Origin of the sequence: Streptomyces sp. NPDC053474, assembly GCF_044544845.1 — a bacterium.
Taxonomy (GTDB): Bacteria; Actinomycetota; Actinomycetes; order Streptomycetales; family Streptomycetaceae; genus Streptomyces.
This window is the reverse complement of sequence record NZ_JBITXV010000006.1, coordinates 330,524-345,755: the sequence shown is the minus strand read 5'-3', so window position 1 is coordinate 345,755 and position 15,232 is coordinate 330,524. Positions and strand designations below refer to the sequence as shown.

Annotated in this window: 10 protein-coding genes; 4 read left to right on the top strand and 6 right to left on the bottom strand. The window is 75.5% G+C overall.

Going from position 1 to position 15,232, the window contains the following annotated elements:
- Positions 1-103: 103 nt before the first annotated feature.
- A complete protein-coding gene (locus tag ACIG3E_RS16860; protein WP_399616383.1) occupies positions 104-3,331 on the bottom strand; it encodes an amidohydrolase family protein in 3,228 nt (1,075 codons plus the stop codon).
- A gap of 238 nt (positions 3,332-3,569) precedes the next feature.
- Between ACIG3E_RS16860 and ACIG3E_RS16855 the strand changes: the two genes are divergently transcribed.
- The 4 genes from ACIG3E_RS16855 to ACIG3E_RS16840 all read left to right on the top strand — a co-directional run bounded on the left by ACIG3E_RS16855 (position 3,570) and on the right by ACIG3E_RS16840 (position 8,789).
- Entirely contained in the window at positions 3,570-4,427 is an 858-nt protein-coding gene (locus ACIG3E_RS16855; protein ID WP_399616381.1) for an aminoglycoside phosphotransferase family protein, read from the top strand.
- A gap of 223 nt (positions 4,428-4,650) precedes the next feature.
- On the top strand, positions 4,651-4,848 hold the full coding sequence (locus ACIG3E_RS16850) for a hypothetical protein (RefSeq protein ID WP_399616379.1): 198 nt from the start codon (positions 4,651-4,653) through the stop codon (positions 4,846-4,848).
- Between the two features lie 161 nt (positions 4,849-5,009).
- Entirely contained in the window at positions 5,010-7,862 is a 2,853-nt protein-coding gene (locus ACIG3E_RS16845; protein ID WP_399616377.1) for a helix-turn-helix transcriptional regulator, read from the top strand.
- 132 nt (positions 7,863-7,994) lie between these two features.
- A complete protein-coding gene (locus ACIG3E_RS16840; RefSeq protein ID WP_399616375.1) occupies positions 7,995-8,789 on the top strand; it encodes a BTAD domain-containing putative transcriptional regulator in 795 nt (264 codons plus the stop codon).
- Between the two features lie 348 nt (positions 8,790-9,137).
- Here the strand turns inward: ACIG3E_RS16840 and ACIG3E_RS16835 are convergent, their stop codons facing one another.
- The 5 genes from ACIG3E_RS16835 to ACIG3E_RS16815 form a co-directional block, all read right to left on the bottom strand.
- Entirely contained in the window at positions 9,138-10,490 is a 1,353-nt protein-coding gene (locus ACIG3E_RS16835) for a hypothetical protein (protein ID WP_399616373.1), read from the bottom strand.
- Positions 10,477-11,544 carry a caspase domain-containing protein gene (locus tag ACIG3E_RS16830; protein ID WP_399616371.1) on the bottom strand — a complete coding sequence of 356 codons (1,068 nt, stop codon included), beginning with the start codon at positions 11,542-11,544 and terminating at the stop codon, positions 10,477-10,479. The genes ACIG3E_RS16835 and ACIG3E_RS16830 overlap by 14 nt, the downstream gene beginning before the upstream one ends.
- Before the next feature lie 84 nt (positions 11,545-11,628).
- Positions 11,629-13,146, bottom strand: a complete 1,518-nt coding sequence (locus ACIG3E_RS16825) for a hypothetical protein (protein WP_399616369.1) — start codon at positions 13,144-13,146, stop codon at positions 11,629-11,631.
- Positions 13,147-13,303: 157 nt separating this feature from the next.
- The gene (locus ACIG3E_RS16820; protein WP_399616367.1) at positions 13,304-14,323 is read right to left on the bottom strand and encodes a hypothetical protein; all 1,020 of its coding nucleotides are present in this window, start codon (positions 14,321-14,323) and stop codon (positions 13,304-13,306) included.
- 64 nt (positions 14,324-14,387) lie between these two features.
- Complete coding sequence (locus ACIG3E_RS16815) at positions 14,388-15,215, bottom strand: transporter substrate-binding domain-containing protein (protein WP_399616365.1); 828 nt, start codon at positions 15,213-15,215, stop codon at positions 14,388-14,390.
- Positions 15,216-15,232 lie beyond the last annotated feature (17 nt).

Here is a 15,232-nt window from a genome sequence, read left to right as displayed (position 1 = left end):
CAGCGCGCGGGCCAGGTTCGTTGTAGGGGGAATTGACACAGGTCTGTAACAGCGGCCGAGATGGCGGCGGGCCCGGCCGTACGGACCGGGCCCGCCGCCCGCCTCACACCCCCGGGTCGCAGCAGCCGTCCCTGCGCATGAGTCGGCCCACGTCGAGCCAGTCCGTGTCGCGCGGGGTGCGCCGGGCCGCCGACGCGAAGGCGCCCACCAGCTCCTCGGTCTCGTACGGGGTGCCGCCGCGCAGCACCCCGACCGTGCGCACCAGCGTGGCGAAGTCGGTGAACGGGTCGCCGTCGACGATCGTCAGATCGGCGATCCGGTCCGGCTCGACGGTGCCGAGGTCCTTCTCCACGCCGAACACGCGGGCGGGCAGGACCGTCGCGGTGCGCAGCGCCTCGGCCGGGGAGAGCCCGCCCCGGTGCAGCGCGCGCAGCCCCATGTGCAGGGCCAGGCCGACGGGCACGAGGGGCTGGTCCGTGCCGAGGGCCACGAGGCCGCCCGCGGCGAGGATCCGCCGGTAGACGTCGGTCTCCGTGCGCAGCGTGGCGAGCTGGGCGGCGGTCGGCGGCGTCGCGGCCTGTTTGCGCACCGACTCCACGTCCCACGGCGGCATGACGGCCGTGACCCGGGGGTCGTCGGCCAGCGCGGGATCGGCGCCGATGAGCGGCACGGACGTGAACGGCGTCGCGATGAGCGCGAAGCGGGCGCCGCGCGCGGTGTAGATCTCGGTGACGTCGGCGTAGGCGCGCCCCGACGCGGTGATGGCGTGCCCGAACTCGGCCCGCTGGGTGGCCTGGAGGTGGGTCGTCAGGTCCTGGCCCGTCTGGATGCCCGGGGACAGGAAGTGGCTGCCGCTGCGCACGCCGAGCCGCTCGTGGGCGAAGCGCGCCGCCTCGTCCATGACCCAGGTCGGCGCCCGTACGTACGTCTTGACGAAGTCCCAGTCGAGGTGCTCGGCCCGCTCCAGGGAGCGTCTGAGTCCGGCCCGGGTGCGGTGGGCACGCCCCATGCTGTAGGCGACCCGGCCGCCGTCGAGGAGCTCGCCCGTGGTCAGCAGGCGCGGCCCGGCGAGCTGGCCGGTGGCCACCGCCTCGCGGAGGCGGGCCTGCTCGTGGGCGAAGCCGCCGAGGGACACCGCGGTGGTGATGCCGTACGTGAGCTGGCCCACTGTCTGGCGGCCGCCGTACGTGCTCTGCCAGGGGTGGGTGTGCGTGTCCCACAGGCCGGGCAGCACCGTGCGGTCGGAGGCGTCGATCCTGCGCCGGGCGGTCCGTGCGCCGCGGTGCGGGGCGACCTCGGCGACGCGGCCCCGGCGTACGACGATGTCGACGTCCTCGCGCACGGCGGTGCCGGTGCCGTCCCACAGCCGCCCGGCGTGCACCACGGTGTCGGGCGGGGTGGGGCGGCGCTGGTCGAGCGGCACGCGGACGGTGCGGGCGCGCCCGCCGTCGACGCCGATCAGGCGCAGGCGGGTGCCCGACAGATAGAGCAGGGTCGCGGAGTCGCCGGACCAGGTGGGGTGGTCGGCGGGCTCGGTGGTGAGGGTGCGGAGCCTGCCGCGCGGGGTGCCGTCGGCCGCGACGGGCAGCAGGCACAGGGCGGACTCGACGATCACGGCGAGCCAGCGCCCGTCCGGCGACCAGACGGGCCCGGAGTCGTAGCGGTCGGCGATGGAGGTGTGCGGCGCGACGGGGTGGAGGCGGTCGGTGCCGGTGGTGGTGTCGACGACGCGGACGAGGTTGTAGCCCTCGCGGAAGCGCAGGTTGAGCCGGTTGCGGTCGCAGAACGCGAGGTGGCGGCCGTCCGGCGACCAGCTGGGGCGGCCGGGAAGCCCGCCGCCGCCCAGCGGCTCCGCGAGGATCCGCTCGGTGCCCGCGTCGAGTTCGCGGACGACGAGCCGCCCGGTCATGTCGAGGCAGGCAAGGCGCTTGCCGTCGGGCGAGAGCGCCGGGTGCACCCGGCCGCCGGTGGCGAGCGTGGTCTCGGCGCCGCTGTCCAGGTCGTGGCGGTAGACGCCGAGCAGTCCGTCACGGTCGTCGGCGTACACCAGGGAGCGTCCGTCGCGCGCCCACGACGGGCCGAGCAGATAGCCGGTGGGCTTCGCCCGGCGCAGCCGCCGCGGCGCCTTGCCGCCCGACGTGCCCGCGAGCCACAGCGAGTTCAGGGCCGCGAACGCGATGTGCCGGCCGTCCGGGGAGAGGGCGGGCAGATGGATGCCCCGCACGGGGCGCACCCGGTCCTCGCCCAGGTCGTACTCCTTGACCCGGTAGCGGGGCCGGTCCACGGGCAGGACGCCCTCGAAGGGGAGGGGCCGCGGGGTGCCGGGGGCTTCGGGGCGCACGAGGGTGAAGCGGCCGTCGACGGTGAGGAGCAGTTCGCCGTCCTTCGTCCAGCGGGGCGGCACGGGCGCGATGTCGCCGGTGACGTCGACGGGCTTGCCGTCGACGACGAGCACGCAGGAGCCGTTCGGGGCCGCCGTGGTCCGCAGATAGGCGAGGCGGCGGCCGTCCGGGGCCGGGGCCGGGGTCATCACCTGGGCGTTCGCGGTATCGGTGTGCTCGACGGCCACGGGGCCCGTGCCCCGGGCGGGGACGGCCGCGACCGTGCGCGCTTCGAGCGTGACGCCCGTGGGGCCGGTGACGCCCTTGGCCCGGACGAAGAGGATGCGGCTGCCGTCCGGGGTCCACGCCGGGTCGAAGTCCTCCCAGCGGCCGTCCTGGAGGGGGCCGTCCTGGCCCGGCACGCCCGTGACCCGGGTCAGCTCCCCGGTGCGCAGGTCGAGGACGTGGATGCGGTACGCGCTGCCCGCCACCGGGTCGCCGCCCCGCTCGGAGGCGAAGGCGATCCTGGTGCCGTCGGGCGACCAGGCCGGGCCCCGGTCGTCCCACGGTCCGTCGGTGCGGCGGCGCAGGTCGGTGCCGTCGGCCCGCAGGGTCCAGAGGTGGAAGCCGCCGTCGCGGTAGGCGCAGAACGCGATGTGCTCGCCGTCCGGCGCGTACACCGGCCGGTTGGGTTCGAGCCCGGGCGGGGTGAGCCGCACGGCCTCGCCGCCGGTGCGCGGGGCGGACCACAGGACGTGCTGCACCTCGGCGATCAACCGGTCACCGGCGGGCGAGAGGGTCGCCGAGCCGTTGGTGGCGCGAGTGAAGGACAGGGACACCCCGGTGGCGGGGCGGGCCGCGGCGGGCGCGGGGGCCACGACACCCGCCGCGCTCGTGGCGGCGACGCCCGCGGCGCCTGCGACGACCAGGAGTTGACGACGTGTCAGGGAGACCGGGAGGAGGGGGGAGGAAGACGAAGACAACGAGTCAGTGTTGCTGTCACGGTCCATGACACAGCACACTCGCGCACCCCAGAGGCCCGGGCAACACCGCCTTGCACACCGTCACCCGACTCGGCGCATACGTGCCACCCCGACCCGGCGCGCCCGCCACGGCACCTCGGCTCCCACGGGTCGCGGCGGCTCGGCTGCCCACGCGTCGCGGCGCCGCGCGGTGCACGCGTGGTGCGCCGCCCGCACGCTGATATTCGGTTCACCCGGACGTGTCGCCCCTGACATGATCGACGGCATGCACTCGGGCGCCACCCCTCGTCAGCCCACGCCCGCCGACGCCCGCGCCCTCGTCCGTGAGGCGTTGCCCAAGGAGCAGGACCTGTCCGTCGCGCCCGTGAGCGAAGGGGGTGAGCACTCCACCTGGTGGGTGGGCGACCGGTACGTGCTGCGCCTCGCGCTGGACGCGGACACGGCGGCCCGGCAGCGGCGCGAACTGGCCCTGCGGGACGCGCTGCGCCCCCTGCTGCCGGTGGCCGTGCCCGCGAGCGTCGCGTCCGGCTCGTGGGCGCACGGGCTCGCCTACACCGTCGACGTACGGCTGCCGGGAGTCTCCGCCGAGCGCCGCCCGGTCGGGGCGGAGGGCGAGCAGGACCTGGCGCGGCTGCTCGGGGCGCTGCGCACGGCGGCCGCTCCGACGCTGCCCGCGCGGGCGCCGCGCTCCCTCGACGCGCTCGGGGCTGCGGCCGGACGCGCCCTGGCCCGGCTCGCCGTCGACGGCGAGGTCCCCGGCGGCCTCGCCGTCGACGCCACGGCCCGCCCCGCGCCCGCCCCCGCTCCCGTGGTCCTGCACAACGACCTCAAGGGCGAGCACCTACTGGTGAGTTCCTCGGGCCGGGTCAGCGGCGTGCTCGACTGGGCGGACGCCGTGGTGGGCGACCCCGCCGAGGACGTCGCCGGGCTCGCCCTGTCCGTCGGCGCCCCGACGGCCGCGCGGGTGGCCGCCGCGGCCGGGCACGCCCCGGCGGTGGCCGAGCGCGGGCTGCTCCTGGCCCGCTACGACACCGCTCTGCGGCTCGCCGACCGCCTGTACGGGGACGACGACAGCCCCGTGCCGCTGCTGCGGGCCCAGCTGGCGCGCGCCTGGGAGCGCTGAGCCCGGCCCGGCGGTCCTGCCGGGCCCCACCACGCGACACACCCGCCCCGGAGGCAACTCCCTTGCCACCCTAGGGACTTCCCTAGGTGCCGCACCGACGCGGCGCTCGCGCGCGGGCCCCTATCCTGGTCGCCCTTGCCATGCGTCACGGCTGTCACGCGTCACGTCCTTCGCCGTCGTCACGCGTCACGGCTCACGCCCCGCAGCGGCCCCGGGAGGCGTTGTGCGCTACGTCATCGAGGTGTACCGGTCGCATGAGGGGGTGTGCGGGAACGTCGTGTGCGAGAACACGGAGAACTCCGAGCACCCCGAGAGCCCGCCGCGGCCGTTCCACGGCTGGCTGGAGCTGCTCTCGCTCCTCGAACCGCCGCTGCCGGAGGCCTTCGCCCTGGGGGACAGGGCCCCCGACGACACGCCGTAGGCCACCACCCTTCCAGACACCCCACATGACCACGGATCCGGGCAATTGGCTTGTGCACCGGGTGTGTTGGCCACCATCGTGGGGTCCATGGCCATGTGTTCGGCACGGGTCGCCCTCTCCCACAGGCCCCCCGTGGCCGCTGCCGGTGCGCGGGGGCGGCGATGACACTCGAGGGCGCGGCGCACGACCCGCACCACCCCGCCGTACCCGACGACGCCTTCTGCGGGCGCGCGCCCGAACTCGCCGCGCTGCGGGCCGACTTCGAGGCCGCCGCCGCGGGCACACCGCGCCTCGTCCTGCTCGAAGGCCCCGGCGGCATCGGCAAGACGGCCCTCGTGCGCCGGTTCCTCGACACGGTGGACGACGACACGTGCGTGCTGCACGCGAGCGGCGAGGAGAACGAGAGCGCACTGCCGTGCGGCGTCCTCGCCCAGCTCGTCGGGCAGAGCCCACTGCCGGTGCCGGAGACCCTGGCGGGGCTCGTGCGCACCCCGCAGTCGCTGCACGCGAACCTCCCGGCGCTCTCCGCCGGCTTCGGACTCATCGACCTGCTCAGCGAGGTGCAGGGCAAGGGGCCCGTCGTCCTCGTCGTCGACGACGCGCACTGGGCCGACCCCGAGTCCCTGAACGCGCTCACGTTCGCGCTGCGCCGCCTGCGCCACGACCGGGTCCTCGCCGTCGTCGCGCTGCGCGACCCGCACGTGCCCGAGCTGCCCGAGGGGCTGCGCAGGCTGCTCACCGACGCGCGCACGCGACGGCTCGCCCTCGACGGCCTCAGCCCCGACGAACTGGCCGCGCTCAGCGACCAGTTGGGCGTGGCCCGGCTGCCGCACTCGGCCTCCTTGAGGCTGCACACCCACACCCACGGCAATCCGCTGCACGCCCGCGCGCTGCTCGACCAGGTGCCGTCCGCCGTGCTGCTCGACGTCTCGACACCGCTGCCCGCGCCGCGCTCGTACGCCATGCTGGTGCTCGCCAACCTCGCCGGGTGCGGGACGCAGGCCCAGCGCCTGGTGCAGGCGGTCAGCGTGCTCGGGCTCTCCTGCCGCTTACAGGTCGCCGCCCGGCTCGCCAAGGTCGCACAGCCGCTGCCCGCCCTGGAGCGGGCCGTCAAGGCCGGGCTCCTGCGCGAGGCGCACGGGGGGCCCGGCGCGCCGGAGATCTCCTTCCCGCACCCCCTGGTGCACGCGGCGGTCTACCAGGACATCGGCCCCGCCCAGCGCGCGGCCCTGCACACCCGCGCGGCCGCGCTGGTCACCGACGAGTACTCGACGCTGCGCCACCGGGTCCTCGCCGCCACCGGGCCCGACGAGCAGCTCGCCGCCGCCCTCGCCGCCTGCGCGCGCCGCGAGGCGGCCACCGGCCAGTGGGCCGTCGCCGGAACCCATCTGCGGCACGCCTCACGGGTGGCGACCAGCCCCCGGGAGCGGGACCGGCTCGCCGTGGAGTCCGTCGAGGCGCTGCTGCTCGACGGCCGGGTCCAGGAGGCCGCGGAGCTGGCCGCAGGCCTGTCCGAGTCCGCGGACCCGGCGCTGCGCGGCTACGTCCGCGGCTATGTGGCCCGCGTCCAGGGCCGCACCCAGGCGGCGTGGACGCTGCTCGTCGACGCCTGGGAGCAGTGCGACCAGGAGCGCGAGCCCGCGCTCGCGGCGCGCGCGGCCGAACAGCTCAGCTACGCCGCCGTCATGTGCGGCCAGGCCGCGTCCGCCGCGCGGTGGGCCGAGCGCGCCCAGCGCCTGTCCACCGCGCAGGGGCCGAGCCGGATGCTGCGCTTCAACCACCTCATCGCGCTCGGCCTGAGCGGCCGCGCGAAGGACGGCATCGCGCTCGCCGCGGACCTGCCGGACCCGATGATCGTGCCGCTCAAGAGCATCGACCTGCTGCTCGCGCGGGGCGAGCTGCGGCTGTGGTCGGACGATCTGCACGGGGCGCGCCACGACCTGCGCGGCGCCGTCGCCAACTGCCGTGCGACGACGGTCCCGCTGCGGCTGCTGTCCACCTCGGCGCTCGCCCAGACCCTGTACCGGCTCGGCGAGTGGGACGAGGCGCTGATCCACGCGGAGTCCGCGGCGTCCATCGCCGACGACGCCGACCAGTGGTGGCTCAAGCCGGTCACGCACGGCGTCGCCGCGCAGATCCTCGCCGCCCGCGGCGCCTTCGACCGGGCGGCGGAGCACCTGCGCACGGCGGGCGAGGGGCCCGGCGGCGCGGAGACACCCGTGGCGTACGCGTACGGGGTGTGCGCCCAGGGGCACTTCGCGGACGCGCGCGGCGAACCCCAGGCCGTCGTGGCGGCCCTGCGTCCGCTGCTCGACTTCGCCGAGCAGGACGGCGTCAACGAACCCGGTGTCGTGGACTGGCAGCCGCTGCTCGTCGACGCCCTCGTCCAACTCGGGGAGCTCGACGAGGCGGAGGCGGTCCTCGGCCCCTACGAGGAGCTCGCGCGGGCGCGCGGGCGGCACTCGGCGCTCGCCTCGGCCGCGCGGGCGCGCGGCAATCTGCTGGCCGCCCGCCGTGAACCGCAGCGCGCCCAGGCGGCGTACGCGCGGGCGCAGGACCACGCGGCGCAGGCCCCACTGCCGTATCTGCGAGCCCGGGTGGCGCTCGACCACGGCGCGTTCCTGCGCCGCATCGGCCGCAGGTCCCTGGCCATCGCCCAGCTCCAGGCGGCGCACACGGCGATGACGGGGCTCGGGGCGCTGCCCTACCGGGCCCGGTGCGTACGGGAGCTCAGCGCCTGCGGGCGGGCGGCACCCCCGCTCGCGGCCGACGAGCGCGCGCACGGCGGCGTCGGCGACGACCTCGACGGGGCGCTCACCCCGCAGGAGCTCGCGGTGGCGCGGCTCGCCGCGCAGGGCCTCACCAACCGGCAGATCGCCACCGCCCTCGCGCTGAGCGTCAAGACCATCGAGTACCACCTGGGCCATACGTACGCCAAGCTCGGCATCACCTCGCGGATCGGCCTGGTCCAGCGGCTCGGCCCCCAGGAGCCGTCGTCGCCCTCGGCGGGCTGACGGGCCGCGCCACGGCCCCCTCAGGGGCACACCGGGGTAAACCCCGGCACGCTCCCGGAGGCGCACGGCCGCCCCGGCCCGTACGTTCGTGCCGGACGGCAGGGCGTCGGCGGGACCCCTGGAGGTGGCTCGATGGCTTCGTTCACGTGCGCGGCGGCCGGTGACGAACGGCCCGCGCTGCGACTGCGACTGCTCGGCGGTTTTCTCCTCACCCGTGAGGGCCCGGCGAGCGGCGAGACCCGGGGGACCGACCGTGACCGCGCGTGCTGTTGCGGCTGGGGCGGCGACCCGGTGGAGGTGCCCGCCAGCGGGCAGCAGGTCCTCGCCCGGCTCGCGCTGTGCGGCACGGCCACGCGCTCGGCGCTCGCGGGGATGCTGTGGCCGGACGCCACCGAGGCGCGGGCCCGCGCCAGTCTGCGGACCGCCATGTGGCGCCTGAACGGGGCGGGTTCGGCCCTCTCGGACGCGCGCGGCGGCGCCCTGGCGCTCAGCCGCAAGGTGCGCGTCGACGTCCAGGACTTCACGGCGGCCGCGCGCCAGGTCCTCGCGGGGGCGCCGGTGCGGCTGCGTTCGGCGTACGACGTCCTGCTCTGCGGCGGCGAGTTGCTGCCCGGCTGGCAGCAGGACTGGGTGGCCTTCGAGCGGGAGCGGCTGCACCAGTTGCGGCTGCACGCCCTGGAGGCCGTGTCGGCGCGGCTCGTGGCGATGCGCGCCTACGGACCGGCCCTGGAGGCGGCCCTGGAGAGCACCCGCATCGACCCGCTGCGGGAGAGCGCCCACCGCGCGGTGGTCTCCGTGCACCTCGCGGAGCACAACCTGACCGAGGCCGTACGGCAGTACGAGAGGTTCCGCGGGCTGCTGCGCGGGGAGCTCGGCGTCGAGCCGTCCGGGCAGTTCTCGGAGATGCTGCGGCACGCGACGGTGTGACGCGGCGGTGACGCCCGCGCGTCAGGATGGACCTGCCTCGTCCAGGATGCGGGGAGAAGGGGGAACTCCCCTGGTTGAGCGACGCGTCGGCCGGCAGGCCGCCGCTTTGGTCCGCTCACGCCCTGGACGGGGCTTTCCCCCGCCCGGGGACCCAGCCCGAGGACCCAGCGGGCACGGGCCGGGCATCCATCGGGCATCCTTCGGACATCCCCAGGGGCTTCGGAAGGGGCTTCGGACTCGCGGGAGGCACGCGGAGGGCACGCGGAAGGCGTGCGGAGGGGCTGAACCACCCCCCGCGTGGCTCAGCCCCCGCTCCCCCGGCGCCCGCCGCACCGGCGGGCACGTCCCTCATCCGGCCCCGGTCTCCCGCAGCCCCTCGATCGCCCGCTCCACGGGCCGGTGCGGCAGGCCCGTCCTGCGGCACAGCTCGTCCCGGGGCACGCTGTGCAGCACGTCGGCCACGGCCCGGCCCTCCAGGTCCGCGATCTCCTGGACGTAGGCCTGGACGCGGCTGACGGCGTCGGACGCCAGCGGCCGGGCGCCGCCCACGCCGCGCGGCACGGGTCCGCCGCGGGCCGCGAAGGCGCCGGGCCAGCGCTCCTGCTCCAGCCAGGTCGTCCACACCCCGCGCCCCACCAGGTGCTCGGCGACGCCCTCCGCCACGGAGCCGTCCTCGATCACTCCGGGGTCGGCCCCGTCCGCCTCGATGAGCAGGCGGCAGGAGGCCGCCAGCATGGGCGGCGACGCGACCCGCGCGGGCGGCCCGTCGGTCAGGGTGCACAGGGCGGCGACGTCCGGGTGTCCCGGCAGGTGCGGGGTGAGCCGCCGCACCACCTCGTCGAGCCGCCGCAGATCGGGCCTGTGGTCGAGCAGCATCGCGTGCGCGCCCACGACGCCGAGGAACGGGTCGGCGCGCCGCGAGTCCAGCATCGGCAGGAGCTGCTGGTCCGAGATGAGGTCGATGCCCTGGCGCAGCCCGGAGAGCGCCGCCTCGCGGGCGAGGTTCAGCTCCTCGTCGAGGGGGCTCCAGCCGCCGCCGAGCGGCGCCATCTCCACGGAGGCGTGCTGGGGCTGGGCGCCGCGCGGGCCGTTGCTGACGAAGACGAGCGTGGTCCAGCCCTCGGACACCCACAGCGCCTGGGCCAGCGGCAGGCCCTCGCCGGAGGGCCTGCGCAGCCGCAGCCGGTAGCCGCCGGGCGCCAGCGGGCCGCTCCACGCCGACCAGCCCTGCTGCTCGTCGACGCGCCAGCCGACCTCGCCGCCGTCCACGGCCGCGCCGCTCTCCGCGGCGATCTGCAGGGCGTACGGGTCGAGCCGCCAGCCGCGGCGCAGATTGCGCAGCAGCACCATCAGGCTGGGCGCGCCCGTCCCGTGCGTGGACTCCCGGCTCCAGCGCTCCGCGGCGGCCCGGTGCTCGTCGTGGGTGGTGGCGGTCCGCCGCACGGGTGCCGGGGCCGGGACCCGGGGCAGCGGCAGGCGCTCCGTGAACGCCTCCTCGCCGACCTCGACGAACCGGGTGGCGACGGCGCCCGCGAAGCGCTGCTCGATGCGGTAGATGCCGGGCGTCACGGTCGTCTCGATGGTGCCGACGCCGGAGGCGACCTCGCGGAGCGTCTCGTCGGTGACGGTGACAAGGACGGACGGGGTGCCGGGGATGACGACGAACGGCACCTCGGGGCGGGCCTGTTCAGAACTGGACACCGTGGCCACCTCCGGTGACGACCTCGAAGAATCCGCCGTCCCTGAAGTCCGGCGCGACCGGGCTCTCCGGCACGACCTTGTACAGGCCCGGCACGAGCGGCTCGACGTGGTCGGCGCCGCCGGTCCCGTCGACGTACAGCCTGCGCGGCGGCGTGACGTCGCGGCCGCGCAGCTCCACCCAGCCGTGGAAGCCCGCGGGGAAGCGCAGCGTCACCGGGTAGGAGCCGACGCCCCGCAGCCCTTCGGCGAAGACGATGGGCGTGCTGGTCTCCCGCAGGAACCGGGCCTCCTGCGGGACGAGCTGCCGCGCGGTGCGGTCCCGCACGTGGCGGCGCACGTAGTCGCTGAGGCTGTCGGAGGTGACCTTGCCCTCGGAGGTGACCGTGCCGCCACCCGCTCCGCGCAGGCCCTCGATCAGGGCGCTGGTGAAGTGCCCGCGGGCCTGGTTCGGGTCGGGCGTCTGCTGTTCGTAGGCCGGGTCGCCGAGCGACGTCGCGTAGCCGACGAGGCACTCGACCTTGTCGGGCGCCTCGGTGGTGTCCGTGAACGGCGGGCCGAAGGCGGCGACGCCGCCGAAGCGGGTGCGGCAGCAGTCGGCGAAGATGACGATCTCGTGGAACGGCGACGCCGACTCGTACCACGACAGGTAGGGGCCTACGGCGATGTGGTTGCCGAGCAGGTCGATCGCGGCGTTGGCCATGAGCAGCGCGGCGTCGCCGCCGAACGGGGCGATGCCGTGCCCGGCGAGGAACAGGTACAGCCGCGTGTCGGCCCAGTTGCCGCCCTCGTCGACGGCCTGCCGGACCGCGCGGTGGGCCAGGTACAGGGCTCGGTTGACGCTCTCGCGGGTCGGCACCGCGGTCATCACGTCGGCCTCGCGCTCGTCGCGCTCGGTGGCCGTGACCAGGGCGACGTTGTCCTCCGGTACGTTGCCGCCGGCCGGGTCCACGAGCCAGTCGTGGAACCGGCCCGCGTCGCCGCGGGCGCCGCGCAGGTCGCTGATCGCCGGATAGCGGTTGATTCCGACGACCACGGCGTGGTGCAGGTCGTTCATCGAGTCTTCCCCCTGATGGAACTCCTGGTGGAGCCCCTGGATGGAACTCCTGGTGGAGCCCCTGATGGAGCCGTCCCCCGGCCGTCAGTCGGCGAGCATCCGGGCCAGGCTGGCCAGGACCTCCGGGTCGTCGTCGAATCCGGCGTGGCTGCGGGCGCCGGAGGTGAGTCCCGGGCCGCCGTCCACCGGCGACCACACGGTGCGGGTGACGTCCGCGCGCAGGAAGGTCCGCAGGTCCCGCGCGTCCACGCCGCCGGTGTCGCCCTCGGCGGTGAACCAGCGCTGGAGGCCCGCGAGCGGTGACACGGCGCTCTCCCCCTCGGGCCCGCGCTCCAGGACGCCGGAGACGAAGTACAGCAGGGAGCGCGGATACAGGAAGGGCACCAGCTGGTCCGCGCGTTCGGCCGCGTCGGTCAGGGTGAACATCCGCAGCCGGTCGAAGAGTTCGGCGCGGCGGCGCACCACGTCGGCCAGCTGGCCGACGGTGCAGGCGGGCGCGAGGAGGACGACGTCGTGGACGCGGAAGTCCTCGGGCAGCGGGTCGTCGGCGTCGGCGCGCCTGCGGGCGAGCTCGGTGAGGAGGTTGCCGATGAAGACGGCGCCCGCGCTGTGCCCGACCAGGGTCACCCGGGGCCTGCTCCCGGAGGCGAGCAACTGGCCGAAGCGGTCGAGGAAGTAGCGTCCGGCGCGGATGCCGTCCGCGGTGTCCGGGGCGTCGGCCGCGAAGGTGTCCGCGGTCTGCCGCTTCATCGCGTCCCACACGGCCGCGCCGACGTTGGCGAGGTAGAACTCGCGGAGTATCTCCTCGACGACGGTCGGGTACAGGCCGTGGTCGGTGTGGTGCCGGAAGCGGGCGACGACGGCGGAGACGACGCGCACCGTCTTGCGCACCAGGAGCGCGGAGGTGACCACGGCCCTGCGGTTCTCCGCGTCGGCGGTCTCCGCCGCGAGCTCGGCCACGGTGTCCGGGGACATGAGGGTGGCGACCGCCGCGCGCCCCCCGTCGATGTCGCGCGCGGCGGTCGTCGCGGGAGCCGAGCGCAGGACGGAGCCCACGATCTCCCGGTTGCGCTCGGCGAGTTCGGTGTCCGCCGCGAGGTCGGCGGTGATGCGCACGCGCTCGGCCTCGCTGAGCGCGGGGACCTCGGTGGGCGGCGTGAGGCGTGCGTACGGCTCCTGTCCCGTGCGCAGCAGGGCGAGTTCGCGGGCCACGGCCCGGGTCGACGGGACGGTGAAGCCGCCGAGCGCACGGCTGCCCGGCTGCTGGAAGACGACGCCGGAGGCGAAGCGCACGACCCGGTTCAGGAGGGTCTGGAAGACGCCTTCGCTGAGGATCTGCGGCAGGTTGCCGCGCAGCACCTCCAGGAGGCCGCTGCTCCACACGAAGAACACCGGCTCGGCGCCCGCGGCCTCGTACACCGGGGCGAGCCGTTCGGCCGTCACGAAGCCCAGCGTGTCGTCGACGAGTCCGCCGTGGAAGTGCAGGACGACGCGCTGCCGGTCCTTCAGGCGGGCGACGAGCGCGTCGATGTCGTCGGTGGTGGTCGAGGCGAGCAGCCCGCTCGTCCCGCTGTGGACGCAGTTCCTGCGGGATGGGTGCATCGCGCAATCCTCCGGCCCGCCCGAAGCTCACCGCAGCCGTCTGCGGCGCCCCTCAGCTTCCGGCGACTGTCACCGTAGGCCGCCGCCGGGCGGCCCGGCATCGGGGACGGGCCCAGGGATTACCCCGGGGTGTTCGGCGGCGTCCGGTGCCGGGCCCTCAGAGTCCGGCCCGGGCGGTGGGTTCCCGCCCGTCCTGGGCCTGTTGGGCGCGGTCCACGATCATCCGGGCGAGGGCGGTGAGGGTCCCGGGGTCCAGGGAGTCGTCGCCGGTGCGGTAGGTGGTCCAGGTGACGACCGTGCCCACGCGCGCGCCCGCCTCGGCGCTCGCGGAGTTCACGATCTCCTTGCGGTACGCGGCGCTCTCGTCGCCCAGCGGCTGGATCGACAGGGAGTCGAGCGCGTCGGTGTTCCGGTCCTTGTCCGCACGCAGGTCCTTGAACCGCGCGGCCGCGTGGTCCGCGGTGTCGTACGCCTCGACGTGGAAGAAGACCCCCGCGAGCGGGCTCTCCTTCTCGTGCCGCACGGTGGCGGTGTACAAGGCGCCCTCGCAGCCGCTCCCGCAGTCCGGGGCACCCTTGCGGACGTCGGCGGCCTGGGTGGTCTGCCAACCCTGTGCGACGCTCGCGGAGTCCGGCAGGACCGCCCGGACCTCGGGCTCCTGCCGCAGCGCGGTCACCCGGCCGCTCCCGGAGCCCCCGCCGTCCCCGTCGTCCGTGAGGCTGTTCAGGACGCTGCGGAAGCCGAGGACGAGCAGCACGGCCAGGACGACACCGATGCCGGTCAGCGCGATCAACACGCCGCGCGTGCGGGGCAGTTCGACGGGTCCGATGACGACCGTGCTGCGGTTGGCGTTGCCGCCGATGGTGATCTGCTGGTGGACGGCCGGCGGGGCGGCGGGCGGGGGCGGCACGTCCGGCGCGAGGGCGGCCCGGAGCCTGCGCGCGAGCTCCGGGTCCTCCTCGAGGAGGGCGGTCAGCCGGGCGGTGACGTCGTCGGCCGCTCCGTCGGGCGCGGGTTCGGCGTCGAGCCTGCGCAGGGCGCCGCGCCCCTCCTCGGACCGCTCGAGGCGGCCCCGGACCAGTTCTCTGACCTCGTCGACCACCGCGGTTCCCGCACCGGAGGCGACCCCCGTCGTCATGGCGGTGACGGCCATGCTCGCCAGCTCTGCTAAGGACATGCGCACAGTTTGGCGCGTGCATGCAGACACTGTCAGGGGCCGGGACCAGGCCGGTCCCCGACCGCTACTTCATCCACTCCGCCTCGTACGCCGCGTACGTCCCGTCGTGGGTCGCCAGGTGCACGAACTGGTCGACGTACTCCTTGAACTCCTCGTCCCCGCGGGGGAGCGCGTAGGCCTTCTCGGCGAAGGTGAAGGGCTTGTCCGGGTGGAGCGAGCACAGTTCGGGGTGGAGCTTCGCCTGGTAGCGGGTCTCGCTCGCGTCCGTCATCATCACGTCCGCGCGGCCGTCGACGATCTCCTGGAAGATCGTGGTGTTGTCCGGGTGGACGGTGAGGGTGGCCCGCTTGATGTGGGCGCGGGCGAACTGCTCGTTCGTACCGCCGGGGTTGACGACGACCCGGGTGCCGGGCCGGTCGATCTGGTCGAGCGTGGCGTACTTGTCCTTGTCCGCGCAGCGCGCGATCGGGGTCTTGCCGTCCTCGCGGGTCGGCTCGCTGAAGTACGCCTTGCGGGCGCGCGGCAGGGTGACGGAGATGCCGCCCATGGCGATGTCGCAGCGGCGCGCGGCCACGTCGTCGACGATCTCCTTCCAGGTGGTGGCGGTGAACTTGGGCTTCGCGTCGAGGGACGCGGCCAGGTCGCGGGCCATGTCGATGTCGATGCCGCGGTAGCCGCCGTCGCCCTCGCGGTGCGTGAAGGGGCGGTAGTCGCCGGTCGTGCACACGCGCAGCACGCCCCGCTTCGGCACGGAGTCGAGGAGGCGCCCCTTCTCCCGGCCCTTGTCCCGGCCCTGGCCGTGCCCGGTGTCGTGGCCGCCCGGCGCGGCGGGCGCGGCCGCCGTCACGGCGAGCAGACAGACCAGGGCGGACAGGGTGGCGGCACGCTTCATGGCGGACGGTTCCTCTC